Origin of the sequence: Marinomonas phaeophyticola, assembly GCF_026966905.1 — a bacterium.
Lineage (GTDB): Bacteria > Pseudomonadota > Gammaproteobacteria > Pseudomonadales > Marinomonadaceae > Marinomonas > Marinomonas phaeophyticola.
In genome coordinates, this window is the sequence record NZ_JAPUBN010000010.1 from 1 (window position 1) to 25,949 (window position 25,949).

The following is a 25,949-nucleotide window of genomic DNA, read 5'->3' on the forward strand; positions in this document are numbered from 1 at the left end:
TTTGCCAGACCTCTTCGCTGAATTGAAAGGCAACGTATAAATTAGCGAAAGCAGAAACAATAAAGAAACCAACCCAGGCCAGATTAAGTGTGCGCCAGACTTTAAATGGGAGTTCTATTTTATCTCCCATCATTCGTTGAATAATATTTTTTTCACCAATAAACTGACTGCCTAGAAAAGCTAAAGCAAACAAACCATTTACAACGGTTGGTTTCCATTTAATGAAGTCTCCATCTCCCAGTAAAACCGTAGCGCCACCTAAAAGGACCACTAAAACAAGAGAAACAATGTGCATTTTTTCAATTGTTTTTGTCTTGATCCAGCTATAAGCCACTTGAATAATCGTTGCTGGTATTAGGACGGCTGTTGCCATTATGATGTCTCCTGTATATTTATATACGGCGAAGAAGATGATAATGGGTAAAAAGTCGAATAAAATTTTCATATAAAAACCAAATTATGTATGCTGTAGGCATGATAACGATCAAAGACATGAATGAACAGGAGAGAATGAACGTTTCTCAACTACATCGTAGGGTGGATTTTCACAGCCACTCCAATTTTTCTGACGGAGCATTAACTCCAACAGCGCTTTTGTCTTTAGCTTCTGAACAAAATATAGAACTCTTTTCTCTAACAGATCATGACACCATTGCAGGTTTAGATGAGGCAAGAGAAGCCGCTAAGATTTATAACATTAATTTGGTGTCAGGAGTTGAAATTTCAACCTTATGGAAAGGAATTCCTATTCATTTGGTCGCATTAAATTTTCCACAGAGTCATGCTGAGTTACTAACAGTGCTCGATAACAATCAGTCTATACGTATAGACCGAGCCAAAAAAATAGCCTTGCTATTAATGAAACAGGGATTACCCGACTTATTTGACAAGGCGATGGAGGAGGCTGGTCGAAGCCAAATTGGACGCCCTCATTTTGCCAGAGTTATGGTGAATCAAAATTTAGTTAAAGATTCAAATAAAGCATTTGATCGCTATTTAGGGAATAAAAGATTAGGTCAATTAAGAGATGTATGGCCTGATTTAGAGTCTGTTACCACTGCCTTAAAAGGGGGCGATATGGAGCTGGTTTTGGCTCACCCTAAACGGTATCCCATTACCATGACAAAATTGAAAAAGCTGGTTTATGATTTTGTAGAATACGGTGGTACTTCTTTAGAGGTCTCCTCTGGTAATGACAAGCCTGAGAATGTTCGATTGTTAGAAGGATTAATAAAAGAGCATAAAATAAAGGCATCGGTAGGAAGCGATTTTCATGGGCCTTATGGGCCTTGGTGTCAGGTTGGAAAGTTTTCATCTTTTGATGAAGCGAGAATACCAACGGTCTGGCAAGATTGGTAGTCAGTTGAAAAATCGTTATGATAAAATCCTATTACTATTTGTTTTGCAGCTAAGATAGATTTTCTTGTCAGTCTGCTGGAGTATTAAATGAGTCAGTTTTTCCAAATACACCCAGAAAACCCTCAAGTACGTTTGATTAAACAGGCTGCAGAGGTTATCCGCAAAGGAGGGGTGATAGTATATCCAACAGATTGTGGATACTCTCTGGGCTGCCATCTTGGGGATAAGTCCGCATTAGATCGTATTCGTGCGATTCGTCGCTTAGATGATAAGCATAACTTCACTTTGGTATGCAGTGATTTATCTGAAATATCGACTTATGCTCGTTTTGATAACACGTTATATAGATTGTTAAAACACAATACACCAGGGCCTTATACGTTTATATTTAATGCTACCTCCGAGGTGCCTAGACGTTTATTGCACCCTAAACGTAAAACCATAGGTATCCGTGTGCCTGATAATAATATTGTACAGGCTTTGTTGGCAGAATTAGGTGAGCCTATTATGAGTTCATCCTTGATTCTTCCCGGTGAAACCATGCCAATGACAGATCCATACGACATACGCGATACTTTAGAGCATGCCTTGGATTTGGTTATCGATGGTGGTTATTGTGGTATGGAGCCGACAACGGTTGTTAAAATGGATACCGATGATATAGAAATTATACGTGTCGGTGCCGGAGACCCATCACCATTTCAATAAATATTTTAATGTATGAACAAGAGTTTTAGGTTGGTTCTAGGTGATTCGTTTTCTTAGTGATTATTGATCTTTCATATGGTGGGTTGATCTACTGCTCTTGATATACAATTACTTTATAATGCTCCAAATTGATTCCTTGGAGCTAATATGACGAATTCCACTTGCTATACCCCAATACTGAACGCGCTTGAAGAAAGCGATTTTAGCTCGAATGAATTAAAGCGAGTCTTCCATGGTCGAGGTCATTGCTTTCCCGCTCTAGAGCATATTAATTTAGATTTCTACCCTCCTTTTCTGTTTTTAACATCCTACCAAGAAATTCTACAACTAGAACTAGATCAATTGGCTAGCGCTATATGGGCTAAAATAGCTAATATTGTTGATAATATTGATGGTTTGGTTTTCCAGCAAAGAGCGGGGAGAGCAACAACAAGCCAGGTTTTGTATGGCAATTTACCGAACCCTCATATTATTAGAGAGCATGGTCTGCGGTATCAGGTAGATTTACTCAAACATCAAAATACAGGGATTTTCCCTGATATGAGCAGAGGCAGGGAGTTTATTCTTACTCATTCTAAAGATAAGAAAGTTCTGAATTTATTTTCTTATACCTGTGGTTTCTCATTAGCGGCAATGAAAGGTGGTGCGAAATCTGTTGTCAATATGGATATGAATAACGGAGTATTAAAGCAAGGCCGAGTAAATCATAAGTTGAATAATTTCACTCAAAATGTGAATTTTTACCCGCATGATATTCTTAAATCGTTCGGAAAATTAAGGAAAACAGGGCCTTTTGATCTTATCATCATTGATCCACCTAGTTTTCAAAAAGGCAGTTTTGAATTAACTAAAGATTATCAGAAAATTTTACGACGCTTACCTGATATCACCTGCAATGGCGCGCAGTTATTATTATGTGCAAACAGTCCTGATTTATCAGAAGAGGGCTTTAAGACGTTAATATCAGAGCATGCTGGAGAGGCATTTATTTTTGAATATCGTATAAATAATGCAACGGGCTTTCCAGAAAAAGATTTAGATAGAAATTTGAAAGCGCTAGTTTATCGCTATCAAAAACAGGAAGGTTCGCTTTTTTTAATTTAGTTTGTCTGATTCTTTGGGTTTTACATGCCTTACTTGATATGAGTTGAGTATATTTATCAATGAGGGGTGTAAAGACATAGATTGCAGATTATAATGTTTCTATTATGCTATATGGCATGTATTAAAGTCACACATCGGGTTGCTGAGAAGCATTCCCATAAAGAGGTCGTAATGGACGAAAAGTTACAAAAAGTGTTAGCTCGAGCTGGTCAAGGTTCTCGTCGTGAGATGGAAACACGTATTCGTGAAGGTCGAGTACAAGTTAATGGCGAAGTTGCTAAGCTAGGAGATCGAGTAAAGATTTCTGATGAAATTTTAATGGATGGCTATCCTGTAAAGATTTCAGAAGCAGGCGAAAGCCGCAGAGTGCTTATTTATAACAAACCTGAAGGCGAAGTTTGTACTCGAAAAGACCCAGAGGGCCGCCCAACAATTTTTGATAGTTTACCAAAACTACGTGGTGAACGTTGGATAGCCGTAGGTCGTCTGGATATTAATACGTCTGGTTTGCTTCTGTTTACAACAGACGGTGAATTAGCGAATAGATTAATGCATCCGTCCACAGAAATTGATCGTGAGTATTTAGTCCGTGTTATGGGTGAAATTACGGATGAGAATATTAAAAACTTGAAGAAAGGTGTTTTTCTTGAGGATGGCGTTGCCAAGTTTACCGATATAGTCGACGGTGGTGGTGAAGGTATAAACCGTTGGTTCTATGTTTGCTTGATGGAAGGTCGTAACCGTGAAGTTCGTCGTATGTGGGAATCCCAAGGGGCGAAAGTGAACCGTTTAAAACGGGTACGATTTGGACCAGTATTTTTGCCATCAAAAGCTAAAGTAGGCCGTTTTGTTGAAATGGATGAGCTTGAGGTAAATGGGTTATGTTCATTGGTTAATTTACCATTGAAGGCGATATCCGCAAAAACGGTGCAAGAGAAAAAAGACGCGAAACGTCAAAATTCGAAAACAGGCGGAAAGAAACGCCCTAAAGGGTTTGATTGGCAAACATCTGATAAAGCCGAATTTAAGCCGAAGAAATCGGGTAAAAGAACATTCCGATAATTTATAAATGTAACTGCATGTTTTTGGAGGGGAGTGGTACATGTTTCGTTGGATACTGGTATTTATTACTGCGTTATTTGTAGGTTTTTTGTTTTATATTAATATAAATAACGATAGGCCTGAAAATTTAGGCATAACAGATGGACTTTTAATGCCTTGTCCAACGTCACCTAATTGTATTTCTTCTCAAGCTGAAGTATCAGATGAAGTTCATTATGTTGAACCGATAATTTATAAGCAATCTTATCTTGAAATGCAGTTATTGTTAGAAAAGTATTTTTTAGACCAGGGCAATGCACGTATCGTTTCGAGTGAGTTGGGTTATTTCTATGTTGAAATAAAAAGTTCATTCTTTGGTTTTGTTGATGATGTTGAGCTTTATTGGCCTGAAGCAGATAGTGTACTTCACATACGCTCTGCGTCTAGAGTTGGGTATTCAGACATGGATGTAAACCGTGATCGGGTACTTAAAATGAAAGAATTTATTTCTAGTTACCAACAGTAAAGTAAATTTATCAGCTCATTTTAAGAGGTGTACAAAAGGGGATACCAAATGATAGACAATCACTCTCAATCGATTCTTATAGTAGAAGATGATGAGCGTTTAGCGTTATTGACAAAAGATTACTTGCAAAAAAATGGCTTTGTTGTAGATATAGAGTCTGATGGTCGTCGAGCCATCACTCGTATTCTTGAGGCGAAGCCAGACCTCGTTATTCTCGATTTAATGTTACCTGGTGCGGATGGTTTTACCGTGTGTCGCAGTGTTCGTTCAGAATACAAATCTCCAATATTAATGCTTACCGCCAGAAGCGATGATGTTGATCAAATTCTTGGCTTAGAGATTGGTGCGGATGATTATGTGGCTAAACCTGTTAAACCAAGAGTTCTTTTAGCTCGTATTCAATCTTTATTGAGACGCAGTACTCAAGATGTCGATCCGAAATTGGCAGCGTCATCAAGTAAAGAAAACAGCTTGCTAACATTTGGTCCATTGGAAATTGATAATTCACGACGTGAAGCTTGGGTTTCTGGTGAAGAAATTGATTTAACCAGTGCGGAATTTGACCTTTTATGGTTATTGGCAAGTAATGCTGGACGAATTTTAAGCCGAGAAGAAATTTTTGGCGAATTACGTGGTATTGAATATGATGGTCAAGATCGATCAGTAGATGTTCGCGTTTCTCGAATTAGATCGAAAATAGGAGATGATCCTATCCATCCAAGAAAAATTAAAACAATACGAAGTAAAGGCTATCTTTTTGTTAAAGAAATATAACTTTAATCGGTTGATTTTAGTGTGACTACGAGTAGCTGGCAGCTTTATCGCAACCTTGTTGTAGGGGGTGGTCATTCTGCTTATAAGCTTTGTTACTGTATATTTTGCTCAGTCAAAGTATACACAGTATCGAGCGAATAATTTAATGTGCTCGGATGTTGGGTTAAGTGCCATCAATGTAATGATGGGTCATGATGTTCCTCTATCTCACTATAAATGGGATATTAAAAATGCTAGTACGCCTTTGCCTAGTGACCAAATTTTAGCCGCATTAGAGGAAAACTTGTTTGATACGACTAATATCACTGATGGTCAAATCAATTTTTATATAAATAATGAGATTGCTTTCTCTTCAACTATCTCTGATAAAGTTCGATACTACTCAATTGAGTTGTTATTAAAACCCATCTTCGCCTCTTCTTTGTATAGTTACTCTGAAAAAAAGTCATTTTTAAATGTCTTACCTTGTGTAAGTGCAATGGATACTGAAAGCTTCCCCAGTCATTCCGATGGTCTCTATACTGTTCATTCTGATGTAGGAAATGGTGCCTTTATTTGGGTTAAGCAAGGCCAGCCTTCTTTAAAAGTAGAGGCGACTTTACGTTCCCTTGTAAATTTAACGCTTTTAATTACCAGTATTGTCGCAATAGCTATTATATTGATGCTTATTCTTATTTGGAAAGAATTGCTGCGATTGGAGTCGAGAAGGAAAACCTTTGAAATCCTTACTAAACAGATTGCTAGGGGGGTGGTTGATCTTCCCGAGAATCTCTCTGATAGTGGTGGGGCATTAGAGGAATTGGCGGACTCTTTTGGCTCTATGTCTTCACATATTGAACGTTTGCTTCGGGTGCAAAGGGATATGACCAATGCTATCTCTCATGAATTGCGGACACCTATTGCTCGATTGCGATTTGGATTGGAAGCTCTGAAAGATGATGTTCATGAGGACGTGCTCTCTACTATCTATGGCCTTGAGGGCGATGTGGAAGAGTTAAATACATTGGTTGATGAAGTATTAACGTATGGGAAATTAGAGGAAGGGGCGCTAACTCTAAATTTCACTCAAGTGGATATTAATCAAATTATTCTGTCTATAATTGAAAGTAATGTTTCTTTGCTATCAGACTTTGATATTGAAGTCGACATTAACTCAGAACAGAGCTCAGTATCGGCAGATTCTCATCATCTCCATCGAGCTCTTCAAAATCTTATTTTAAACGCAACTAAGTATGCAAAAAGTAGGGTGAAGGTGAGTTTTGTTTGTGATGAAGAGTCTTGGCAAGTCGATATTGATGATGATGGCCCTGGGATTGCCTTTGAAGACAGGGACAAAGTGTTTATTCCTTTTCAGCGTTTAGATAATAGTCGGACGAGGGCCTCCGGAGGGTACGGGTTAGGCTTGGCAATAGTTCAAAAAATTGCTTTTTGGCATGGTGGTGCCGTACTGATTGATAGCAGTCATTTAGGTGGTGCAAAATTCAGTTTTATTTGGTCTAAAAACTATCATAAAAAAGATGTAAGTTAATAGATTATAGGTCGGGGGATAGGATACCTTTTAAATTCTTAAAACAGGTATGTGAAGCGGTACTTATTAAGTCCTGAATGTAGGAGCTGTCTCTTTGGTCCTTACGGATAGCGATATACAGTTTGCACCATATACCTTCCTCACCAAGGGATTTTGTCGTGACATATTGTCTGTTTGTGTATTCTGTTAATGCCCAATTAGGGAGGCAGCATACCCCTCTACCGCTTGCAACTAATTGCATCATCATTAAGGTGAGTTCGCAATGCCGAATTTTAGCGGGTCTTATCCCTGCTGGATCAAGAAAGTGCCTAAACACATCCAATCTTTCGGAATCGATAGGGTACGTTATGAGAACTTCATTTTTTAAATCTTGAGGTTCTATAAATTCCTTTTCTGCCAGCTTGTGATGACGTGAAATAGCAATTTGAGATTCATATTGAAATAGAGGTATATACTCTATATTGGCGATTTCAATTGGGTCTGATGTTACGACTAGATCTAAGTCTCCCCTTGCTAGCGCGGGTAAAGGCATAAAGCTAAATGCTGTTGAGAGGTCAAGCTCAACATCCGGCCAGTGCTCTCTGAAGTAATCAATTGTTGGCATTAGCCATTCATAGCAACTGTGACACTCTATGGCTATGTGTAGCCTTCCGCTTTCACCTTCTGCAAAGCGTTGAATATCACGTTGTGCGCTTCTAAAAGAAGGTACAACATCATCGGCTAATTGAAGTAGACGAAGGCCTGCACTGGTAAAGCGTACGGGTTTGGTTTTTCGTATAAACAGAGGGCAGCCGAGCTTCTCTTCTAAATCTTTTAGTTGATGAGATAAGGCCGACTGAGTTAAATGGACTCTTTCTGCAGCTTCAACAAGGCTACCTGTTTCTCTAAGGGCTGTAAGGGTTTTTAGATGTCTAACTTCAATGAGACTCATGTTCATTTGTTCTTATGCAAAAGAAGCATTTAAAAATCACCACTAAACAGTCATTAGTTGAAGTGGTGAAGTTGATTGCTATGTATTAATAAAACTACTCAATGCCGTTAGCACAAAAGAAATTCAAGCAATGCTTTTTGTGCATGCAGTCGGTTTTCGGCTTCATCCCACACTACCGATTCTGGGTGGTCAATAACATCGGCTGTCACTTCTTCCCCTCTGTGTGCTGGTAGACAATGCATAAACAAAGCGTCCTGATTTGCGAGTGACATAAGTTCGTTATTGACTTGAAAGGACTGGAAATCATTTAAGCGCTTGTCTTGTTCATCTTCTTGCCCCATTGACGCAAACACGTCTGTAACAATCAGGTCCGCTGCTTTTACAGCTTCTTTGGCGTCATGTACGACTGTTACTCTATGTGCGTATTGATCAACGAGAGATTTGTTTGGTTCGTAGCCATTAGGGCAAGCCACCACTAAATTGAAATTTAACAACTCAGCGGCATTAATATAGGAATGGCACATGTTGTTGCCATCACCAACCCAAACAACCTTCTTGCCCTCTATTGAACCTCTGTGTTCTTGATAAGTTTGCATGTCTGCGAGTAACTGACACGGATGGAAATCATCCGTTAATGCATTGATAACAGGTACAGATGAGTTTTTAGCGAAAGTCTCAATGCTAGAGTGATCAAAGGTACGAATCATAACCGCATCCACCATGCTTGAAATGACTTTTGCACTGTCTTCAATTGGCTCTCCACGGCCAAGTTGCGTATCTCTTGGCGATAAAAAAATGGCGTGGCCTCCAAATTGAGCCATACCGGCTTCGAAAGAGACTCGTGTACGAGTGGAGGATTTCTCAAAAATCATGGCTAGCACACGATTTTTTAAAGGTTGGTATAGAGTCCCATCACGATGTATTTTTTTGAGTTCAGAGGCACGATTTAAAATCTGCTTCAGTTCATCGGAAGAAAGATCCATTAGCGTTAAAAAATGCCTTGGGGACACGTGGGGTTACTCCTGTAGATATTAATTTAAAAAGTAATCGGCCAATGTAATACACTGAACCGTGTTAGTAAAGTCCAGAAACTCCCCTAAATATCATATAGGGCTTGTATTCTATTTGTAGAACCCATATAAACACCCACAAAGTCTTATGAAAAATATACCGCTAAGTGTTTTTGAAATACTTGATAAAACATAAGATATAAATAATCACTACTATGAAACAAGAGGTTTTAACGTGAGTACACTTGATACAATTAAAGAACAAATTGACGGCAATCCTATCCTTTTATATATGAAAGGTACTCCACGAGCTCCTCAATGCGGTTTTTCAGCGCAAACTGTACAAGCGCTTATGACTTGTGGCGAGCGATTTGCTTTTGTGAACATTTTGGAAAACCCTGATATTCGCGCAGAGTTACCGAAATTTGCTAACTGGCCAACATTTCCTCAACTATGGGTGAAAGGTGAGCTTGTCGGAGGTTGTGATATAGTGGTTGAAATGGCAACGAACGGCGAATTGCAAACTTTGATTACGGAAGCTGTAGGTTCTGAAACAGAATAATATGCATTATTTTGCATGTAATAGATAAATATTATTGCCCTTATTGAAATTATTAATCAGATTACCGCTTAGGTTTGACGATATAATATCTCGGCAATAATGTATTTTAGAAAAGATTTTATACGCAATTCATTATGGAGATCTCGTAAATGACAATTTTAGTTGGTAAGCAAGCACCTGATTTTACTGTTCCAGCTGTTTTGGCTGATGGCCAAATCGTTGATTCTTTTAACTTGGCAGACACAATTAAAGGAAAATATGCAGTTGTTTTCTTCTATCCACTAGATTTTACTTTTGTCTGTCCATCCGAAATTATTGCCATGTCTCACCGTATGGAACAATTCCGTAAATTAGGCGTTGAAGTGGTAGGTGTGTCCATCGACTCTCATTTCACTCACAATGCGTGGAGAAACACTCCGGTAAACGAAGGTGGCATTGGCGCAGTTGAGTATACTTTGGCTGCAGATATGGATCATGCTATTGCAAAAGCTTATGGTATCGAATCTGAAGGTGGCGATTCTTATTACCCTGCTGGCGTAGCGATGCGTGCGTCTTTCGTAATCGATCAAAAAGGTATTGTACGCTCTCAAGTTGTGAACGATGAGCCTATTGGTCGTAATATGGATGAGTTAGTACGCGTTGTTGAAGCGTTACAATTCTTTGAAGAGAATGGTCAAGTTTGTCCTGCTGGTTGGAATAAAGGCGACAAAGGTATGGTAAATACACCTGAAGGTGTAGCTTCTTACCTATCTGAAAGTGGTGATAAGCTTTAAGTTTAGTTTTTAGGTAAGTATAAAAACCGTTGTTCCTATAGACAGCGGTTTTTTTTCAATACTTTTATTTCTCTTATGATTTAGTAAAGTGCGCATTTGTGATGAAGTTGAAGATGGGCCATCGAGATTAGAGGTGATGTGTTTACTTCGAGTTTCTTATTAATCGCCTGCATCGATTTAATTATGATTGCCTTCGTATGTTTAAAGCATGACAGAAAGTGGTTAATAATTGTTTTGTATCTGAAACTCTTTTGCTAATTCATTTACTTGTTGGCGAAACCAAATATGACTTGCATCATGATGCAGTAATGGACTCCAAATCATTTTTAACTCAATAAGAGGGATTTCAAAAGGAGGTTCTAAAATAACTAAGTCAGGGTTGTTTTTGTTAATCATAGCCACTTTTCTAGGAAGGGTTGCAATAAGATCTTGTTCAAGAGATAGATGCATTGCGGTATGATAGCTGCGAGTAAAAACACGAATGCTACGCTTCTTATCTATAGTTTGTAATGCTTCATCAACCCAACCTAATTTTTGAACATCCGTTGGGTCCATGCCAACACCGACTCCAAACCCTGTTTTACTAACCCAAATATGTTGTGATGCCAGATAGTTCTCTAGATTGAAATTGTGCCGTACAAGGTTGTGTACGCTCATCAAGCAAACAAAAGAGTCCATCCACACGCTTTTCTCATGAAAAGATTGAGGGAGTTCTTCAAAGCGATTGATTGCCATATCGATCTTCCCTGCTTCAACATCATGAAATGTAACATCACTTGGTGTCATGATGTCTAAAGTTATCCCTGGTGCGTTTTCCCTTAAGCGATTTAAAAGTAATGGGATGACCGTGGACGTGGCGTAATCGCTGGCCATAATGCGAAAAACCCGAGTGCTGGTTTTTGCATTGAAATCCGCTGCAGGTTGCAGCGCTTCCTCTAATTCCAACAATACTTTTCTAACAATTGGTTGTAATCGAAGGGCTTTCTCGGTTGGTTTCATGCCTTCACTGGTTCTAACGAGTAGAGGATCTCCCAGTAAGTCCCGCAATCGTTTTAATCCATTGCTCATTGCTGGCTGAGTGATGTTTAGCTTACTTGCTGAACGAGTTACATTACACTCTCTCAGTAGGACATCTAAATAAATTAATAAATTAAGATCGATTCTATTGATATTCATGATTTTTATAAAATAATTAAAATGTATTTTTTGTGTGAATTTATTTTACAGATAAATATCAAAACCTCAACGATAAAATGGCAAATATTTTATAAATGAAGGTGAGTGTCTAGAGAAATTTGCTGACAAATGTTAGTGTTTGTAAACATCGTTTGTTTCACTCACTTTCTAGAAACCGAATATGAAAGCATCATGTTTATGTGGTCTTGTCCAATTTGAGATAAAAGCCCCTTTTATCAGTGCGTCTTTTTGTCATTGTAATCAATGTAGAAAGAGTCATGGATCAAGTGGGGTGGCTTATGGCGTGAGCTTAAAAAGTGATATTGAATGGATCTCTGGCAAAAAAAAGTCCGTCGCTTTGAATCGTCTGAAAGAGTGAGACGCGGTTTTTGTAAGGAGTGCGGTAGTAACCTTTATTACTATAATAAAGATCATCCTAATCATTTAGACATTCCTTTGTCTGTAATTGATGATGAAATGAATGTAAAACCCGATTGTCATATCTATGTATCTTGTAAGCCCGACTGGTATGAAATCAATGATGACTTACCTCAGCACTTATTGGATCAATAATTTAATCAATCAATGAGGACAGTTGAACTTCTTGGCATTGTTCGACAAATTTTTGCGCATTTTGAGTTAGCGCGGATCCTTTTGGGGTTACAATTAGTAAGTTTCTGTTCAGCTTTAGTGGTGTTTTAAATACTCTAATTAATCCTGCATCTAATTCTTGTTTTAATGCTAATTTTGATAAGCAGCCTAAGCCCATTTTATATATAACGGCTTGTTTTACTGCTTCCATATGGGCTAATGATAAACTGATATTCAATTGTGGTAAGTTGGCGCCAATGGCTTGCTCTAAAACATTGCGCGTACCTGAGCCAGCTTCTCTCATTACCCAGCTTGCTTTTGCTAAGTCATCCCAAGATAGTTCGTCTGGGCTTTCTAATAGGGCTGAACCAAATACCACCATTTCATCTTGTAGCCAGGTCTCTACGACTAATTCAGCATGCTGACAGTAGCCTTCAATAAAGCCTACTTCAGCTTTGCCTGTTAGCAATTGTTGAATAACGCTTTGAGTATTACCAATCTCTAAGTTGAAGCGAATGTTTGGGTGTTTTTCTTTAAATTCAGCCATTTGTCTTGGTAGTAGGTAGTTACCAACACTCACACTCGAAGCAAGTTGTAATGAACCACTTAACTCTCCAGAGCCGCCCATACTCTCAATTTGTTCTATTTGACTTAGAACTGCTCTCGCTTGAGGAAGGAGGTTTCTGGCTTGAGGGGTTATTTGTAAGCGCTTCCCGTGTCTTCTAAATAGAGGTCTACCTAAAAGCGCCTCTAATTCTCTCAACGCTTGGCTGGCGGCTGGCTGGCTTATCGCCACTAAATCTGCTGCTGCTGTTACGGAGCCAGTATGAACTACCGCTTCAAAAATTTGTAATTGTCTTAGTGTTATTTTCATAAAGATTTAGTCTTAGATACCACGTGATTCGGTTGATTAATGGTTGTGAGTAAGCATACGGTTGCTTGGCTTCTTATGATTGTGATGATGTAAGTTTTCTAACGTTGTATGGGCTATATGCGAGAGTGCCGTGTCAGTAAAATACCCTTGATGGCCAGTAACAACAACATTAGGGAACGTTAGCATAAGTTGGAATACACTGTCTTGAATTATAGTGCCTGACATATCTTCAAAAAAAGTGCGCCTTCTTGTTCATAAACATCTAACCCAAGATAACCAATTTTTTCAGAATAAAGTGCATCAATTGCTTCTTGAGCGTTGACTAGAGCACCACGACTTGTGTTGATTATCATGACGCCATCCAGCATTTTTTCGATACTGTTTTTGTTTATTAAATGATTCGTTTCTTCCGTAAGAGGGCAGTGTAGGCTGATAATGTTAGACTGTTCATAAAGTGTTTGTAAATCAACATACTGGCATCCTAAATCGATTAACGTTTGATTTGGTTTAATGTCTGTGCACAAGACACGACAACCAAAGCCTTTCATTATTTTTGCGAATGCCTGGCCAATTCTTCCTGTTCCTATGCAGCCAACCGTTTTGTCTGATAGATTAAATCCCATCAAACCTTCCAAAGAGAAATTACCTTCCTTTACTCTGTGGTACGCTCTGTGGGTTTTTCTATTTAATGTCATTATTAGAGCAACGGCATGTTCGGCAACGGACTCAGGACTATAGTCTGGAACGTGATAAACGGATATTCCTAACTTATTAGCCACGTTTAAATCGACGTTGTTATAACCTGCACATCTTAGTGCAATGCTTTTTATGCCGTTTTTAGACAGTTGTTCTAAAACAGACTGATTTATTTGATCATTTACAAAGCAGGAAATGGCATCAAAACCAGTCGTTAAGCTAACCGTCTCTGCACTTAATCTGCTTTCAAAAAAATGCAATTCAATATCTGAATAAACATTTCCTTTTGTGAGGGTTTGTTCGTCATATGTCTTGCTGGAAAATACGGCGACCTTCATGTAAAAATCCTTCTGTTGTCTATTACGTGTGTTTTCTATCATTCAGTAATTTCGAGAGGTTGTTAATAGTAATTTGTTGGTGTTTTGACATAAAACATGCCTGTATCAAATAAGTGTAATCTACCTACTTAAAAGAACCTAGTTTATAAAAGCAAAAGAGTGTGCTGAGGTGATTTAGTGGGCAAAGGTTTGTGAGAAAATGTTTTTTATTCGTTTTATATGAGTGAAAAAAAGTTTTTATCTTTTAAGGTATTGATTAATAATAGTATTTTAAAATACTCCTATGTTTTTAAAAATAAAGTCATTATATGGTTGACCCTGAAAAAATAGAACGATACAATGAAGTCGTTATAAAGAGTTGGCAATATTTATGTCCAGAGTTACGGCTATTACTTCAGTAATACTCAGTCCTGTCAGTCATAAGTAATACCGAGTTTTTTAGCACTGCCTCGCACGAGAAACGAATTCTTTTGTGAGATTTAAATATATATACAGGATACAAGATATGTCTGAAGTAGTAACTGGTACAGTTAAATTTTTCAACGAAACTAAAGGTTTCGGTTTTATCACTCAAGATAAAGGCCCTGATGTTTTTGTTCACTTTTCTGCGATCAACTCTAACGGTTTCAAAACGTTAGCTGAAGGTCAAAAAGTTGAGTTTCAAGTAGCTCAAGGTAAAAAAGGTCCAGAAGCGCAAAACGTTACTCCTTTATAAGGAATACGTTTCTGGTTAGCTCCAGAGCGGTTTGATCTTTTAAAAAAGACGACAATATGTCGTCTTTTTTTATGTCTAAATTTTATATGCGAGCTTAACTTTACATTATTTATTACAATGTAAAGCAAGCAAGAGTTAGAAAGGCTAATATTCAAAGAGACCTTTCTAAAAGGAGATGAATTCTCAGGAAGCGAACATTTCAGGTATAGCTTAATCAGATAACAATGCCGCGGCACTTCCGCAGAGCGTCATTACAAACAAGAACCATTTTAGTGTCTTAGGGTCTGCTTTAAGAGCAAACTTTACCGCTAAGTGGGATCCTAGAACCGTTCCAACACTTAACGTCAGTCCAGGTACCCATAAAATCTGGTCGTTCCAAATGAAAACGCTTATAGCAAGTGTCGTAAAAGCTAAAGTGCACACCATTTTAAGGGCATTCGTTCTTACTAGATCGTATCTCAGCGTCCCTGCAAGGGCTCCTATTAGGATAAACCCAACACCAGCTTGCACAAAGCCGCCATAAACACCGGCAATAAAAAGTGCAACCCAAGCACTTGGTTTTTCATTGATTTTATGAGGTATTGTGCCAGGAGGTGGAGAAATAATACTTGGCTTAATAAGCATTATAATTGTCATGCCTATCATAGCGGACAGTAAGAGGGGTTTTAGCAGCTCTGAAGGGGCAAAAGAGGCTATAATACTGCCTACAACACCTCCTATTAATGTTGGAATAAGAACAGGGACAATATCAGAGGTGTCTATTTTTTTGGCTTTTCTAAAGCCAATGATGCCCGTAATGGACTGTAAAAGTACGCCTACTCGGTTGGTTGCGTTCGCTATGTCGGCAGGCATTCCCATGACCATCAGTGCTGGTAGTGTAAGATTAGAGCCACCGCCTGCTAATGTGTTTATAATGCCTGCGATAAAGCCCGTACCTAAAAGAAGGGCGATATAGGTAAAACTCATGTCCATTATGTGGGTCCAGTTGAGTATTTGAAATTAATTAGAGTCGTAATATACCTTTTATTTATAAAAAATAAGAGTTTTTATCTTTAGGCTTTTATTTGAAAAACAGTTGGAGGAATTAAAAGTGGCGATATCTCTTCAAGAGCAGCTTATGAAGGCTGGGTTGGTTGATAAAAAGAAAGTGAAAAAACTAAAGGCTGAAAAGTTGCAGCATAAGCAAAATGTGAAAAATGGTAAGGCAACCGCTGAAGATGGAAGTCAGAAGCAGCTGGAACTTAAAAGACAAAGGGAGGAAAAGGCTGAAAAGGATCGTTTACTGAATCAGCAAAAAGAAGAGGCTGCGTTTAAGAAGGCTGTACAGGCTCAAATTCGTCAAATTATAGAAATGAATCGAATTCCTAAAGAAGAAGGCGACATCGCTTATCATTTTAAAGACAATAAAAAGGTGAAGCAGCTTTATATTAGTCAGCAAATGCACAATCAATTAGCGGCAGGTCTATTGGCCATCGTGAAATTGGATGAGCGCTATGAATTGGTTGCAGAACCTGTTGCGGCCAAAATTAATCAAAGAAATGAGTCTTATGTGCTGGTATGTAATGATAGGCAGGAAGATATTGAAGATGAGGATGATCCTTATGCAGACTTTAAAATTCCAGATGACTTAATGTGGTAAGTGGTTATTGGCTCAGTTTCTTTCTGGTCAGTATTGGTTGACCTGTATTGAATTGAGCCAGGTTTAGGAGGCAAATACTAATTGAAGCTTTCCTGACGTGTTTTGTTTGATTTTTTGTTGCATATCAAATGCGGGGACAGGTTTCGAGTAAAAGTATCCCTGTATGTGATCACAACCGATTTCCTGTAATAGTGTTACTTGTTGTTCGTTTTCAACTCCTTCGGCTATGGTGGTTAAATCGAAATGTTTTGCTGTTGCAATAATGGATTTTGTAATCGCAATATCGTCTTTATTGCGGTGCATTTCTTTGATAAAGCTACGGTCTATTTTAAGTTTATCAAGAGGAAACTTTTTAAGGTAAGACAGACTGGAAAACCCTGTTCCAAAATCGTCTAGGGCGATGTTTATGCCTAACGAGCGTATTTTTGTTAGCATATTTATTGCTTGATCTGGTTGTTTTATTAAAAGGCTTTCTGTTATTTCAAGAGTGACCTTTTTTCCATCTATTTGGTATTTCTGAAGAAGAGACTTCATTACTTCGGGTACGTCTTCATTAAACTGTCTTGCTGAAAAATTAATGGCCATATTGAATGAACTATTATCTGTTGTCCATAATGACAGTTGTTGTAGCGCTTCTTCTAGAACCCAGTGGCCTATTTCAACAATTAAGCCTGTTTCTTCTGCAATGGGGATGAATGCATCCGGAGGAACCCTTCCTCGTTTAGGGTGATGCCATCTTATTAACGCTTCGCATCCTATTAGTTCGCCTGTTTTTAGGTCTATTTGAGGTTGGTAAAAAAGCTCAAACTGCTTTTTCTGTAATGCATTGCGTAGGTCTCGTTCTAAAGAAACTCGTTCGGCGGCCATTCTGCTTAAAGATGAAGTGAAAAATTCATAGCGATTACGACCATTTTCTTTTGCTAGGTACAGCGCGGCATCGGCGTTTTTTAGTAAGGTGTCGTGGTTTTCCCCATCTTTAGGGTACTGAGAAATACCAATACTTGGAGTTACGATTAAGGCATTACCTGCAATCTCTATAGGTTTGCCAATAGTATTTTTTAAATTATCAACAAAAGAGGTGATACCTTGAATGAAGAGTGGGTCTTTTATCACGGCCACAAATTCATCCCCACCAAGGCGACATACAAGATTTGTGGCTCCCGCTAGTTCGGCTAAGCGTTTTGCGGTTTCTTGCAATACTTTATCTCCAATTGCGTGTCCCAAACTGTCATTGATAAATTTAAAATTATCAAGATCCATAAATAAGATATAAAAATGGTGCTGTCCTTCATTGGTGATGTCCGTAATGTTTTGTTTGATAAAATCGTTTAATTGCCTCCTATTAGGGAGATCTGTTAGGGAGTCAAAATGCGCTAATCGTTCTAATTTTTCTTGGATACTTTTTCTTGAGGTGATGTCTGTAATGGTTCCAATATAGCTAATGGTATCGCTGTTCTTATCTTTGTATACATTAATAGATAACCATTCTGGAAATAAGTATCCATTTTTATGTTTGTTAATAACTTCTCCTTGCCAATGACCTGTTTGTTTAAGAGTATCCCACAACGATTTATAGACGTGTGCTGGTGTCTTTTTTGAGCTTAAAAAAGAAGGGTTTTTTCCTTTCACCTCATTTTCTGTATAACCTGTAATAGTGGTGAAAGCAGAATTGCATTTTATAATCTGATTGTTGCTATCTGTAATTATGATTCCTTCGCTTGTGCTGTTAAACACTCGTGCATCTAGTTCTAATTCGGTTTGGTTTTGCCGTAAAATATTGCTTTGCCGCTCTTGCTCTTCTCTGTAAAGGTTAAAGGTGCGTGTGATCCAAATAGACATAAGAAGGGCACTGAGGAGAATGAAGACGCTGACAGCCATAAGTCCAAAAATGAGTTTTTTGAAATTGTTGCTCTGTTCATTTGTATGAATTAACCACTGTTCTTCTGAATATTTTTTAAGCTTCGCCTGGTCATATCCTCCTATAATTTCCCATCCCCAGTCTTTCTCTGTTACTGAGTGAGTAGTTATTAAATCACTGCCACGCATTTTTATATTGGTTTGGTCTAATTGCGCAGCATTATCTGTATTTAACCTATTATCTGAGAGGCTAGGGAATAGTGTATTGCCTTCTGTATCTTGAATTTCAATAAACGTAATAGGATTATTTGTCAGTCCTTGAATACGGTTTAGTAGGTTTTGTTTATTGCTTTCTTCTGCGTGAGTTAAATAGTCTCCTGAGCCAATCACCCATCCATATGGGGTGAATTTTTTAACAAAGGACAGTTTGTTTTCATATTTCTCTTTATTAGTGTGAGGAACAGGCCATCGATATATGACAAAACCTGCTTGCTTGTCTGAGTTGATGGCCTTATATATTTCATTAACGATATATTTTCCAGAATCATCTTGTATTGTTTTTACATACGTTCCTTCTATGTCAGGAGACGTAGGCATGAGTATGTTTCTTCCATTTAGGTCGTCTATAAAAAAATAGCCTCTCCCATCAAAAAAACGAATGTTTCTCAGTGTTTCTATAATAGTGTGCTGAATTCTATGGTCAGGAAGGATAGGTTGCAGTTCATGGTATATTTTTGTTGCGATAATATGAGCGCTTAGTACTTCATGTTCAATAGATTGTTTGAGTTCCTCCCTATTCTCATCTCTTTCAAAAGAGATTGTTTCAAAGATTTCGTTAACTTTGTTAGTGATTTCTACATTCTGCTGTTGAATAAGCTTTTCTTGAAAAACAACGAAGTCATTTTCTTTGTTGTGATGTTCTTCCCATAATAGATATAAGAATATGGCTATTAATGAGAATACAGCCAACCCAAAGGAAGCCAAAATTTGTTTAAGCTGTAGGTTCCGAGCAAGTTTCTGAAGCATTGTAAAAACTACTATTTATAAAATTGTGTATTATCCATAGGTCAGGCTTATGGCGATAAGGGTTTACTTCTTTATCTTGATGTGGGTCAATTAAAAAGAGCTAGGATAGTTTCTATTAGTGGTTTTAAGTTGTTGTTGGCATTTAAATGAGTGGTATACCATGAAAAAACAAAATTTTATTTTTCCCCCTAAAGAAGTGGTCTCTCTTAGTATTTTTGAAAGTGATCAAGCATTTCCTGTAAATCGAATATTTTGTGTGGGTCGAAATTATGCTGAGCATGCAAGAGAAATGGGAGATGATCCAGATAGAGATCCTCCTTTTTTCTTTTGTAAGGATGTTTCAAGTGTTTTAGAGGTGCCTTTCTCCGGTCTGTCTAGTATTCCCTACCCAGCAGGTACTGAGCGTTATGAGTATGAAGCCGAGCTAGTTGTTGCTTTGTCTAAGGGTGGCAAAGACATTTCGAAATCAGATGCGCTTGATTTCATTTTTGGGTATTCGATCGGTCTGGATATGACAAGAAGAGATTTGCAAACACAAGCAAAGAAGAAAGGGAGACCATGGGAGGTTGGTAAGTCATTTGAACTTTCGGCCCCATTGACACCTATTAAAACAACGCAACAGGTAGGTCTTTTAGATGAAGGTTTAATTGAGTTAAAAGTGGATGGTGTGGTAAGGCAATCAAGCAACCTATCTAACTTAACCTGGTCTGTGGCTGAAATAATTAGCCACCTCTCTAAAGTGTTTGAGTTACACCCTGGCGATCTGATCATGACGGGGACACCTGAAAATGTTGGGCCAGTTGATATTGGAGAAACAATGCAAGTTTTTATTGAAGGGTTAGGTGGGTTTGACCTAAAAGTCATGCCGTAGCATCATTTGAAATGAATAGCTCAAAACTATCGACCTCCATCTCATAGTTTATAAATCTAACTACTGAAATGGAGGTTGATCTATGTTCTTAAGTTCCTCTTCCTGTATTAGTTCCCTGATTTGTTCTGGTTTTAACCATTCATTGTTGTCATTTTCATATTTTTTCTCTCTTTAGTGATAGGTAGGTAACAATCAAGGATGTTGTTTCCTTTGTTTTTGCTCTATCTAGTCAAAGGTAGGGCGTGATATGGGCTCTTTTCAATATAAAGTCAGGATTGGATTTGTTTTTAAATTGATCTATCTGCTGTTTTATTTTTTATGTTATTGATTTATAGATGTTATTTTCTAATGTGTAATTTTGGTCATGATGTTGTAAGTTCATAATTGGTGTCATATCAGAGTAATTTCGCATCGAATGCTGAGCAAAAAAGTAATCATAGGTGTTCATATTGTTTACAAAAAATTTCGGCTTATATTGTTTTTACCGAATGCGTTCGGTGAGAGCGTTTCGACAGATTAAGTACAATAATTTAATAAGGAATAACCGATGAAAAGATCTTTAATTGCAATTGCTGTTTCTAGTGCTGTTTTTACTTCTTTCGCACAAGCAGCGGACGATTCTTATTTAGATGCTTATGGTAATATCCAGCTTGTTTACCATAACTCTGATTTGGTTGGTGGAAGTAGCGAAAGTGAGATTACGGACAATGGTTCAACTTTTGGTTTCAAAGGTGAAACAAAGTTGAATGAAGGTCTTACTGGTTTCTTCAAATATGAACTAGAAGCCGATGCCGATGAAAAAACGAATGACATTAGCGTGAATCTAGACCAAGCTTATGTTGGGGCGAAAGGTAACTTCGGTAAAGTTCAAATTGGTACATTTGATAGTATCTATAATAATGCAATTCAAGATGGTTTAGATCAGTTTGAATTTGCAGGTATTGAAGGATCTGCAACAACTAAAGAAGGTGACACGATTGCTTATTTCAGTCCTTCATTTGGTGGATTTGAAGTTCAACTTTCTGCCCAGGTAAAAGGCGATGCTGAGTCTGAAGTGCAATCCGCTCAAGTTGAAGAGGGTGAGGCGTTAACGGCTGTCGTTAAATACAGTGTAAATGCGCTTACTTTGGCTTTGGGTTATGACACTCTTGATAATACTCCTAATGCAGATGAAACAATTGGTTTGTCTGCAAGCTATCAACTAGATGGTGCGATGACGTTGCTTGCTAAATACGAAGAGAATACTGATGTTGATACTCGTATGGGTGTAGGTGCTAGCTATGAATATGGCATTGGCCGTCTATATGGCTCATTCCAGCAGGTTGATTTAGATCTATCTGGTGCAAATGACTATGATGAATATGCATTAGGTGCAACTTATAATCTTGGTGATAACGTATATGTTTATGTTGAAGCTGGACAGCAAACAGCTGATGAACTTGATTTCACCGCCGTGGGTGCATACTACGGTTTCTAAGATTTTTGATGAAGTATAACTGATTATTTCATCTGCTCTCACTTTATTCTTAGGCCTTCCATTTACTGGAAGGTCTAACTGTAAAGTATGATCATTCAAGGTTCCATTTTAAGATTGAAAGTCGTTTCTTGTTATGGGATTTTTAGCACATCTATTAGGTGTGCTTTTTTTGTCAGAAAAAACCTTCTATTCTAAGTATTGAAATGTGTAAATCTTTGATAAAGAGCACCTGACTCCTTATTTAATCCTTTGCGTTTTAAGATTTCTATGGCAACTTCGGCCGTGCATAAACCTACCGCTTTTTGGTTTCTTCTAAGGCGATATTCAGATTGGTATTCAGTATTAAGCTCATAGTGAGGTAAGGAATGTAAATAGGGGCTTTTATGATACATCTTTTGCGCTTCTTGCCAGGTGCCGTCTAAAATAATGAAGTGATGAATCCCGGGAAGCTCGGTTTCAGTCAATCGAGAAATTGGCCAGGTAGCCGTTTCAATAACTGGAAAGACTAAAGCGGTTGTAGATGGATCTAATGACATTAACTCTTTGTTTGGTTCTTTTCTGCGCCATTCAATAATGTTGCAGTGTGTCGACAATACTTGCTTAACTAAAGGTCCTGTTGCTGTACATTTATTTAGTTCTCGAAGGTGAGTGAGTAGAGTAATACGCATGTTGGTAGAGACTTATAATTTGAGTTTGGAGAGAGTCTTTTCATAGGCTACTTTACTATAAAGCTTAAAAAAAGCATAAAAAAAACCCTAGCTAGGTAGGCTAGGGCAAAAAGAACCAGTAGTAACTGGTTTTACAAGATTAATCTTTGCTGGTTGAGCTGATCTTATGCAGGCTTAAATCGGCACCATTAAACTCATCTTCTTGAGATAAGCGGATACCGCTGAAGGCTCTCATCGTGCCATAGACAGCTAACCCACCAAGTAATGCAATACTGATGCCTGCAAAGGTGCCAATGATTTGAGATACTAGGCTGACGCCGCCAAGACCACCCATTGCTTCAGAGCCAAAAATACCAGCAGCAATGCCTCCCCAAGCACCGCAAATACCATGTAGAGGCCAGACTCCAAGAACATCATCTATATTAGGCAGTTTTTGTTGAATTAGGTTAAATAGCCATGTGAACAGCGCGCCAGCAATTGCGCCAGTCATCAAAGCGCCTATTGGGTGCAGAATGTCTGAGCCTGCGCAAATAGCGACAAGCCCTGCTAAGGGGCCGTTATGAATGAACCCTGGGTCATTTTTACCAAGTATCATGGCCGCAATAATGCCGCCTACCATAGCCATGAGAGAGTTAACAGCGACCAATCCGCTCACACCGTCTAGGGTTTGGGCTGACATCACATTGAAGCCAAACCAGCCAATGCATAGAATCCAAGCCCCCAATGCAAGGAATGGAATATTTGAAGGGGCGAAAGCGACGACTTTGCCGTTTCGGTAGCGACCTGTACGAGAGCCAAGAAGCAGGATGGCTGCAAATGCTACCCAGCCACCGACACCGTGAACAACGACCGCCCCAGCGAAATCATGGAACCCCTCGCCAAATTGAGTTTCTAGCCATGATTGAAACCCATAATTACCATTCCAAATCATGCCCTCAAAGAAAGGGTAAACAACACCAACAATAATACCTGCCGAAATGAGCATGGGATAAAATCGGGCTCTTTCAGCGACGCCACCAGAGATAATCGCTGGAATGGCGGCGGCGAAAGTCATTAAGAAGAAAAACTTAACCAATTCGTAGCCATTATTCTGGGATAATTCGGCGGCACTTGAAAAGAAATGGCTGCCATAGGCAATCTGATAACCGATAAAAAAGTAAACTAAAGCAGAAATAGCAAAATCCGTCATGATCTTAACTAATGCATTAACCTGATTTTTTTGCCTTACCGTTCCAACCTCTAAAAATGCAAAGCCGGCATGCATGGCAAAAACCATGATGGCGCCTAAAAGAATGAATAAAGTGTTGGCGCTTGATACGAGCGCCTCTACTGCACTATTAATTTGATCCACTAAGGAGTCCTCTCTTGTGCTTTTGTGGTGCGATTATTTATTTCTTTGTTCCCTTGTGGTGCAAAAAAATATTTCAAAAGCCGTTTTTTGTTTCCGTATCAAAATGATGCAATATTCACGCCTATTTGTTTTATTTTGGTGCGTGTTGTTATTTTAATTGTGATCTTCTTATGAAATTTTCATGAAGTTTTCTTGTGCTTCTTCCCATTTGATTTCGTACATCATATTATCGAGGAATGGTTTTTCTTAAGTTAGATAGACTTAGAGGTCTGTCTGATTTAATTAAGCCATTAAAATAAGGATTCCTTTGAATAGTTGGTTCTAAGGTTAGAAATAGACTGACCCGATAAAGGGCAGCATTAAATAAGTAATGAGGTTTGTATGTCTGGTGAATTAGTAACAGGTATTGTTAAATGGTTTAATGATGAAAAAGGATTTGGCTTTATTGAGCGTGATGGTGGAGCAGATGTTTTTGTTCATTTTCGTTCAATTAATGGAACGGGTCGCCGTACTTTGCAAGAAGGTCAAACGGTCAGTTTCGAAGTTACAGACGGACAAAAAGGTCCTCAAGCTGAAAACGTAACGATCGTTTAGTTATGCTTGGTATAAAAAAACCACGCGTGTCGTGGTTTTTTTATACCTAATTTAAAGGTTGATAAAGGTAGAATAAATTGGCAGTTTTATACTCATTTCGACGGTGTCCATATGCGATAAGAGCTCGCTATACGCTGGCGTTGTTAGGTCATAAAGTTGAGTTAAGAGAAGTGGTTTTAAAAGATAAACCAGATGCATTGCTCGTTTTGGGTGGCCGCTCTACCGTTCCGCAGCTGGTAGATGGCGATGAAAGATATCAGGAAAGTAAAGACATTATGTTTTGGGCTATTCAGCGAAAGAAGCTTGAGCAAAACGGTTCTACAATCGCGTCTCAATTGTGGCCAGATGATGTATGTATGCAAACTAAAATTTTAGAATGGTTTGATGAAAATGATAATGATTTTAAGGCGTGGCTAGATAAGTATAAATATGCTGATCGATTTCCAAGTCACTCCGAGGCTTTTTATAGGGGGAAAGCTGAGGCGTATTTACAAAAGCTAGAGCATCAGTTAAGTAAAACGTCTTTTTTATTAGGTGACGTGATGACTTTGGCGGACATTGCCGTTTTTCCATTTATAAGACAATTTTCGGCAGTAGACACAGTTTGGTTTGAAAATACGCAGTACCAATATTTAAAACTATGGCTAGACAAATTTTTAAAGTCAGATGTTTTTTTGATTGTAATGAAGAAATATTCGCAATGGTATGATGGTCAAGAGTCGGTAATATTTCCTTAAAAACGGGGATATACATTGACTATTAAAATGACCATTCTCTGAAGACTCAGAAAATGATCATTTTAAAAAGCATTAATCAATTGCTCCTAATGTTACCCAGTATAAAAAGTCAGGATCCGCGTCTTTCGGTAAACGAGGAGATATAAATTTATCATCCTTGTCTAAAAATTTAGAGGTAGGGTAGCTGGTCCTTAATACTTCGATGTTGTTTTGAGCCAGATCAAATTGGCCTAAATCAATGTAGGCTTGAATAATAACACCTAATGCGTCCTCTATTGAGTCAGAGCTAGGGTATTGCTCTAAAACCGTTTGTCCTCTACGTAGTGCGGATAAAGGGGCTTTACGTTTGAAATAATAGTTAGCTACTTGAAGTTCGTGTCGGGCGATGATGTTTCTTAAATACACCATCCGAGCTTTTGCATCGGGTGCATATTGGCTATTAGGATATCGCTCTAATAACAGAGAAAATTCATTAAATGATGTCGTTAACTCTGATACGTCTCTTTCACTAGGATCTAGTGCAATATACCTTCCTAGGAAACTCTCTGTACTTTTATAAGTTATTAGACCTCTCATATAATAAGCATAATCTAAAGAAGAATGGTCTGGGTGGTTTTTAATAAAGCGCTCTACATTCACATGAGCCGCGATGAAGTCGCCAGCACTAAGATAGGAATAAATTAAATCAAGTTCAGCTCGTATCGTATATTCACCAAATGGATAGCGACTAGTGAGATCTTTTAAGTGTTTCGCTGCCGTGGTGGGTAACCCATCCTCTAGTGCAGCTTGTGCTTTCTCATAGTATTCTTGTTCTGGAAGGTCAGGTTCTTGTACTGTTTTGTTTGAGCAAGCGACTACAAGCAAAGAAAAACTTGTAATTGTCATGAATCGCAGCAACGTCTGATGAAATCCCATGTATAATTAAAACCTTAAATAAGTAAAAGTTACCGAATTGGCTATCTGTAGCTCTAAGTTAGAACACTGCGTTCAATAATAACAGAGCTGAGTTTTTATTATCACTTG

At 38.3% G+C, this 25,949-nt stretch carries 27 protein-coding genes and 1 pseudogene; 16 read left to right on the top strand and 12 right to left on the bottom strand.

Features of this window, described 5'->3' with window-relative positions:
- Positions 1–445: septation protein A (locus O1D97_RS02640; RefSeq protein WP_269122580.1), on the bottom strand; the 445-nt coding region annotated here is incomplete at its 3' end.
- A gap of 29 nt (positions 446–474) precedes the next feature.
- On the opposite strand from O1D97_RS02640, the gene O1D97_RS02645 reads away from it, so the two are divergent.
- The 7 genes from O1D97_RS02645 (at position 475) to O1D97_RS02675 (ending at position 7,040) form a co-directional block, all read left to right on the top strand.
- On the top strand, positions 475–1,359 hold the full coding sequence (locus tag O1D97_RS02645) for a PHP domain-containing protein (protein ID WP_269122582.1): 885 nt from the start codon (positions 475–477) through the stop codon (positions 1,357–1,359).
- 87 nt (positions 1,360–1,446) lie between these two features.
- Positions 1,447–2,067, top strand: a complete 621-nt coding sequence (locus O1D97_RS02650; RefSeq protein ID WP_269122584.1) for an L-threonylcarbamoyladenylate synthase — start codon at positions 1,447–1,449, stop codon at positions 2,065–2,067.
- 147 nt (positions 2,068–2,214) lie between these two features.
- Entirely contained in the window at positions 2,215–3,171 is a 957-nt protein-coding gene (locus O1D97_RS02655; RefSeq protein ID WP_269122586.1) for a class I SAM-dependent methyltransferase, read from the top strand.
- 171 nt (positions 3,172–3,342) lie between these two features.
- A complete protein-coding gene (gene rluB, locus O1D97_RS02660; RefSeq protein WP_269122588.1) occupies positions 3,343–4,233 on the top strand; it encodes a 23S rRNA pseudouridine(2605) synthase RluB in 891 nt (296 codons plus the stop codon).
- Between the two features lie 40 nt (positions 4,234–4,273).
- Entirely contained in the window at positions 4,274–4,738 is a 465-nt protein-coding gene (locus tag O1D97_RS02665; RefSeq protein ID WP_269122590.1) for a DUF1499 domain-containing protein, read from the top strand.
- A 48-nt stretch (positions 4,739–4,786) separates the two neighbouring features.
- Positions 4,787–5,512 (top strand): response regulator, encoded by a 726-nt coding sequence (locus O1D97_RS02670; protein ID WP_269122592.1) that lies wholly within the window; start codon positions 4,787–4,789, stop codon positions 5,510–5,512.
- Positions 5,513–5,657: 145 nt separating this feature from the next.
- Positions 5,658–7,040 (top strand): ATP-binding protein, encoded by a 1,383-nt coding sequence (locus tag O1D97_RS02675; protein WP_269122593.1) that lies wholly within the window; start codon positions 5,658–5,660, stop codon positions 7,038–7,040.
- A 4-nt stretch (positions 7,041–7,044) separates the two neighbouring features.
- Here the strand turns inward: O1D97_RS02675 and O1D97_RS02680 are convergent, their stop codons facing one another.
- Complete coding sequence (locus O1D97_RS02680; RefSeq protein WP_269122595.1) at positions 7,045–7,971, bottom strand: LysR family transcriptional regulator; 927 nt, start codon at positions 7,969–7,971, stop codon at positions 7,045–7,047.
- Positions 7,972–8,078: 107 nt separating this feature from the next.
- Positions 8,079–8,981 carry an ornithine carbamoyltransferase gene (gene argF, locus O1D97_RS02685; protein WP_269122596.1) on the bottom strand — a complete coding sequence of 301 codons (903 nt, stop codon included), beginning with the start codon at positions 8,979–8,981 and terminating at the stop codon, positions 8,079–8,081.
- Positions 8,982–9,216: 235 nt separating this feature from the next.
- On the opposite strand from argF, the gene grxD reads away from it, so the two are divergent.
- Both grxD and O1D97_RS02695 read left to right on the top strand, forming a co-directional pair.
- A complete protein-coding gene (gene grxD / locus O1D97_RS02690; RefSeq protein ID WP_269122599.1) occupies positions 9,217–9,543 on the top strand; it encodes a Grx4 family monothiol glutaredoxin in 327 nt (108 codons plus the stop codon).
- 149 nt (positions 9,544–9,692) lie between these two features.
- Positions 9,693–10,316 carry a peroxiredoxin gene (locus tag O1D97_RS02695; RefSeq protein WP_269122601.1) on the top strand — a complete coding sequence of 208 codons (624 nt, stop codon included), beginning with the start codon at positions 9,693–9,695 and terminating at the stop codon, positions 10,314–10,316.
- A 222-nt stretch (positions 10,317–10,538) separates the two neighbouring features.
- Here O1D97_RS02695 and O1D97_RS02700 read toward each other — a convergent pair whose 3' ends face one another.
- Entirely contained in the window at positions 10,539–11,492 is a 954-nt protein-coding gene (locus O1D97_RS02700; RefSeq protein WP_269122603.1) for a LysR family transcriptional regulator, read from the bottom strand.
- Between the two features lie 181 nt (positions 11,493–11,673).
- On the opposite strand from O1D97_RS02700, the pseudogene O1D97_RS19775 reads away from it, so the two are divergent.
- Positions 11,674–12,065 (top strand): annotated as a pseudogene (locus O1D97_RS19775) (GFA family protein).
- Between the two features lies 1 nt (position 12,066).
- On the opposite strand, the gene O1D97_RS02710 reads toward O1D97_RS19775, so the two are convergent.
- The 3 genes from O1D97_RS02710 to O1D97_RS02715 are packed head-to-tail and all read right to left on the bottom strand — an operon-like array spanning position 12,067 to position 13,991.
- Complete coding sequence (locus tag O1D97_RS02710) at positions 12,067–12,957, bottom strand: LysR substrate-binding domain-containing protein (protein WP_269122608.1); 891 nt, start codon at positions 12,955–12,957, stop codon at positions 12,067–12,069.
- A gap of 36 nt (positions 12,958–12,993) precedes the next feature.
- Entirely contained in the window at positions 12,994–13,182 is a 189-nt protein-coding gene (locus O1D97_RS19540) for a hypothetical protein (protein ID WP_330221430.1), read from the bottom strand.
- Positions 13,167–13,991, bottom strand: a complete 825-nt coding sequence (locus O1D97_RS02715) for a 2-hydroxyacid dehydrogenase (protein ID WP_330221431.1) — start codon at positions 13,989–13,991, stop codon at positions 13,167–13,169. The genes O1D97_RS19540 and O1D97_RS02715 overlap by 16 nt, the downstream gene beginning before the upstream one ends.
- 505 nt (positions 13,992–14,496) lie before the next feature.
- On the opposite strand from O1D97_RS02715, the gene O1D97_RS02720 reads away from it, so the two are divergent.
- The gene (locus tag O1D97_RS02720) at positions 14,497–14,706 is read left to right on the top strand and encodes a cold-shock protein (RefSeq protein ID WP_191600644.1); all 210 of its coding nucleotides are present in this window, start codon (positions 14,497–14,499) and stop codon (positions 14,704–14,706) included.
- A 210-nt stretch (positions 14,707–14,916) separates the two neighbouring features.
- Here O1D97_RS02720 and O1D97_RS02725 read toward each other — a convergent pair whose 3' ends face one another.
- Positions 14,917–15,672 (bottom strand): sulfite exporter TauE/SafE family protein, encoded by a 756-nt coding sequence (locus O1D97_RS02725; protein WP_428981085.1) that lies wholly within the window; start codon positions 15,670–15,672, stop codon positions 14,917–14,919.
- Between the two features lie 124 nt (positions 15,673–15,796).
- On the opposite strand from O1D97_RS02725, the gene O1D97_RS02730 reads away from it, so the two are divergent.
- Positions 15,797–16,345: a DUF2058 domain-containing protein gene (locus O1D97_RS02730; RefSeq protein ID WP_269122614.1), complete on the top strand. Its 549-nt coding sequence runs from the start codon at positions 15,797–15,799 to the stop codon at positions 16,343–16,345.
- 63 nt (positions 16,346–16,408) lie between these two features.
- Here the strand turns inward: O1D97_RS02730 and O1D97_RS02735 are convergent, their stop codons facing one another.
- On the bottom strand, positions 16,409–19,228 hold the full coding sequence (locus tag O1D97_RS02735) for a bifunctional diguanylate cyclase/phosphodiesterase (RefSeq protein WP_269122616.1): 2,820 nt from the start codon (positions 19,226–19,228) through the stop codon (positions 16,409–16,411).
- A 160-nt stretch (positions 19,229–19,388) separates the two neighbouring features.
- Between O1D97_RS02735 and O1D97_RS02740 the strand changes: the two genes are divergently transcribed.
- Together O1D97_RS02740 and O1D97_RS02745 are read left to right on the top strand one after the other, a co-directional pair.
- Positions 19,389–20,099 carry a fumarylacetoacetate hydrolase family protein gene (locus O1D97_RS02740; RefSeq protein WP_269122618.1) on the top strand — a complete coding sequence of 237 codons (711 nt, stop codon included), beginning with the start codon at positions 19,389–19,391 and terminating at the stop codon, positions 20,097–20,099.
- A gap of 547 nt (positions 20,100–20,646) precedes the next feature.
- Positions 20,647–21,576, top strand: coding sequence for a porin (locus O1D97_RS02745; protein ID WP_269122621.1), 930 nt, complete (start codon positions 20,647–20,649; stop codon positions 21,574–21,576).
- A gap of 191 nt (positions 21,577–21,767) precedes the next feature.
- Here O1D97_RS02745 and O1D97_RS02750 read toward each other — a convergent pair whose 3' ends face one another.
- Together O1D97_RS02750 and O1D97_RS02755 are read right to left on the bottom strand one after the other, a co-directional pair.
- Entirely contained in the window at positions 21,768–22,244 is a 477-nt protein-coding gene (locus O1D97_RS02750; RefSeq protein ID WP_269122622.1) for a DTW domain-containing protein, read from the bottom strand.
- A gap of 139 nt (positions 22,245–22,383) precedes the next feature.
- Positions 22,384–23,595, bottom strand: coding sequence for an ammonium transporter (locus O1D97_RS02755; protein WP_269122625.1), 1,212 nt, complete (start codon positions 23,593–23,595; stop codon positions 22,384–22,386).
- Positions 23,596–23,976: 381 nt separating this feature from the next.
- Here O1D97_RS02755 and O1D97_RS02760 point away from each other — a divergent pair, with 381 nt between their 5' ends.
- Both O1D97_RS02760 and O1D97_RS02765 read left to right on the top strand, forming a co-directional pair.
- The gene (locus O1D97_RS02760) at positions 23,977–24,189 is read left to right on the top strand and encodes a cold-shock protein (protein ID WP_269122627.1); all 213 of its coding nucleotides are present in this window, start codon (positions 23,977–23,979) and stop codon (positions 24,187–24,189) included.
- Positions 24,190–24,266: 77 nt separating this feature from the next.
- Positions 24,267–24,926, top strand: coding sequence for a glutathione S-transferase (locus tag O1D97_RS02765; RefSeq protein ID WP_269122628.1), 660 nt, complete (start codon positions 24,267–24,269; stop codon positions 24,924–24,926).
- A 72-nt stretch (positions 24,927–24,998) separates the two neighbouring features.
- Here the strand turns inward: O1D97_RS02765 and O1D97_RS02770 are convergent, their stop codons facing one another.
- Complete coding sequence (locus O1D97_RS02770) at positions 24,999–25,811, bottom strand: outer membrane protein assembly factor BamD (RefSeq protein ID WP_269122630.1); 813 nt, start codon at positions 25,809–25,811, stop codon at positions 24,999–25,001.
- Between the last annotated feature and the right edge of the window lie 138 nt (positions 25,812–25,949).

Coding starts and splice junctions, on each gene's coding strand:
- O1D97_RS02645 (WP_269122582.1), top strand. CDS start 475: ATGATAACGATCAAAGACATGAATGAACAGGAGAGAATGAACGTTTCT.
- O1D97_RS02650 (WP_269122584.1), top strand. CDS start 1,447: ATGAGTCAGTTTTTCCAAATACACCCAGAAAACCCTCAAGTACGTTTG.
- O1D97_RS02655 (WP_269122586.1), top strand. CDS start 2,215: ATGACGAATTCCACTTGCTATACCCCAATACTGAACGCGCTTGAAGAA.
- rluB (WP_269122588.1), top strand. CDS start 3,343: ATGGACGAAAAGTTACAAAAAGTGTTAGCTCGAGCTGGTCAAGGTTCT.
- O1D97_RS02665 (WP_269122590.1), top strand. CDS start 4,274: ATGTTTCGTTGGATACTGGTATTTATTACTGCGTTATTTGTAGGTTTT.
- O1D97_RS02670 (WP_269122592.1), top strand. CDS start 4,787: ATGATAGACAATCACTCTCAATCGATTCTTATAGTAGAAGATGATGAG.
- O1D97_RS02675 (WP_269122593.1), top strand. CDS start 5,658: ATGTGCTCGGATGTTGGGTTAAGTGCCATCAATGTAATGATGGGTCAT.
- O1D97_RS02680 (WP_269122595.1), bottom strand. CDS start 7,971: ATGAGTCTCATTGAAGTTAGACATCTAAAAACCCTTACAGCCCTTAGA.
- O1D97_RS02695 (WP_269122601.1), top strand. CDS start 9,693: ATGACAATTTTAGTTGGTAAGCAAGCACCTGATTTTACTGTTCCAGCT.
- O1D97_RS02700 (WP_269122603.1), bottom strand. CDS start 11,492: ATGAATATCAATAGAATCGATCTTAATTTATTAATTTATTTAGATGTC.
- O1D97_RS02710 (WP_269122608.1), bottom strand. CDS start 12,957: ATGAAAATAACACTAAGACAATTACAAATTTTTGAAGCGGTAGTTCAT.
- O1D97_RS19540 (WP_330221430.1), bottom strand. CDS start 13,182: ATGTCAGGCACTATAATTCAAGACAGTGTATTCCAACTTATGCTAACG.
- O1D97_RS02715 (WP_330221431.1), bottom strand. CDS start 13,991: ATGAAGGTCGCCGTATTTTCCAGCAAGACATATGACGAACAAACCCTC.
- O1D97_RS02720 (WP_191600644.1), top strand. CDS start 14,497: ATGTCTGAAGTAGTAACTGGTACAGTTAAATTTTTCAACGAAACTAAA.
- O1D97_RS02725 (WP_428981085.1), bottom strand. CDS start 15,672: ATGAGTTTTACCTATATCGCCCTTCTTTTAGGTACGGGCTTTATCGCA.
- O1D97_RS02735 (WP_269122616.1), bottom strand. CDS start 19,228: ATGCTTCAGAAACTTGCTCGGAACCTACAGCTTAAACAAATTTTGGCT.
- O1D97_RS02740 (WP_269122618.1), top strand. CDS start 19,389: ATGAAAAAACAAAATTTTATTTTTCCCCCTAAAGAAGTGGTCTCTCTT.
- O1D97_RS02745 (WP_269122621.1), top strand. CDS start 20,647: ATGAAAAGATCTTTAATTGCAATTGCTGTTTCTAGTGCTGTTTTTACT.
- O1D97_RS02750 (WP_269122622.1), bottom strand. CDS start 22,244: ATGCGTATTACTCTACTCACTCACCTTCGAGAACTAAATAAATGTACA.
- O1D97_RS02760 (WP_269122627.1), top strand. CDS start 23,977: ATGTCTGGTGAATTAGTAACAGGTATTGTTAAATGGTTTAATGATGAA.
- O1D97_RS02770 (WP_269122630.1), bottom strand. CDS start 25,811: ATGACAATTACAAGTTTTTCTTTGCTTGTAGTCGCTTGCTCAAACAAA.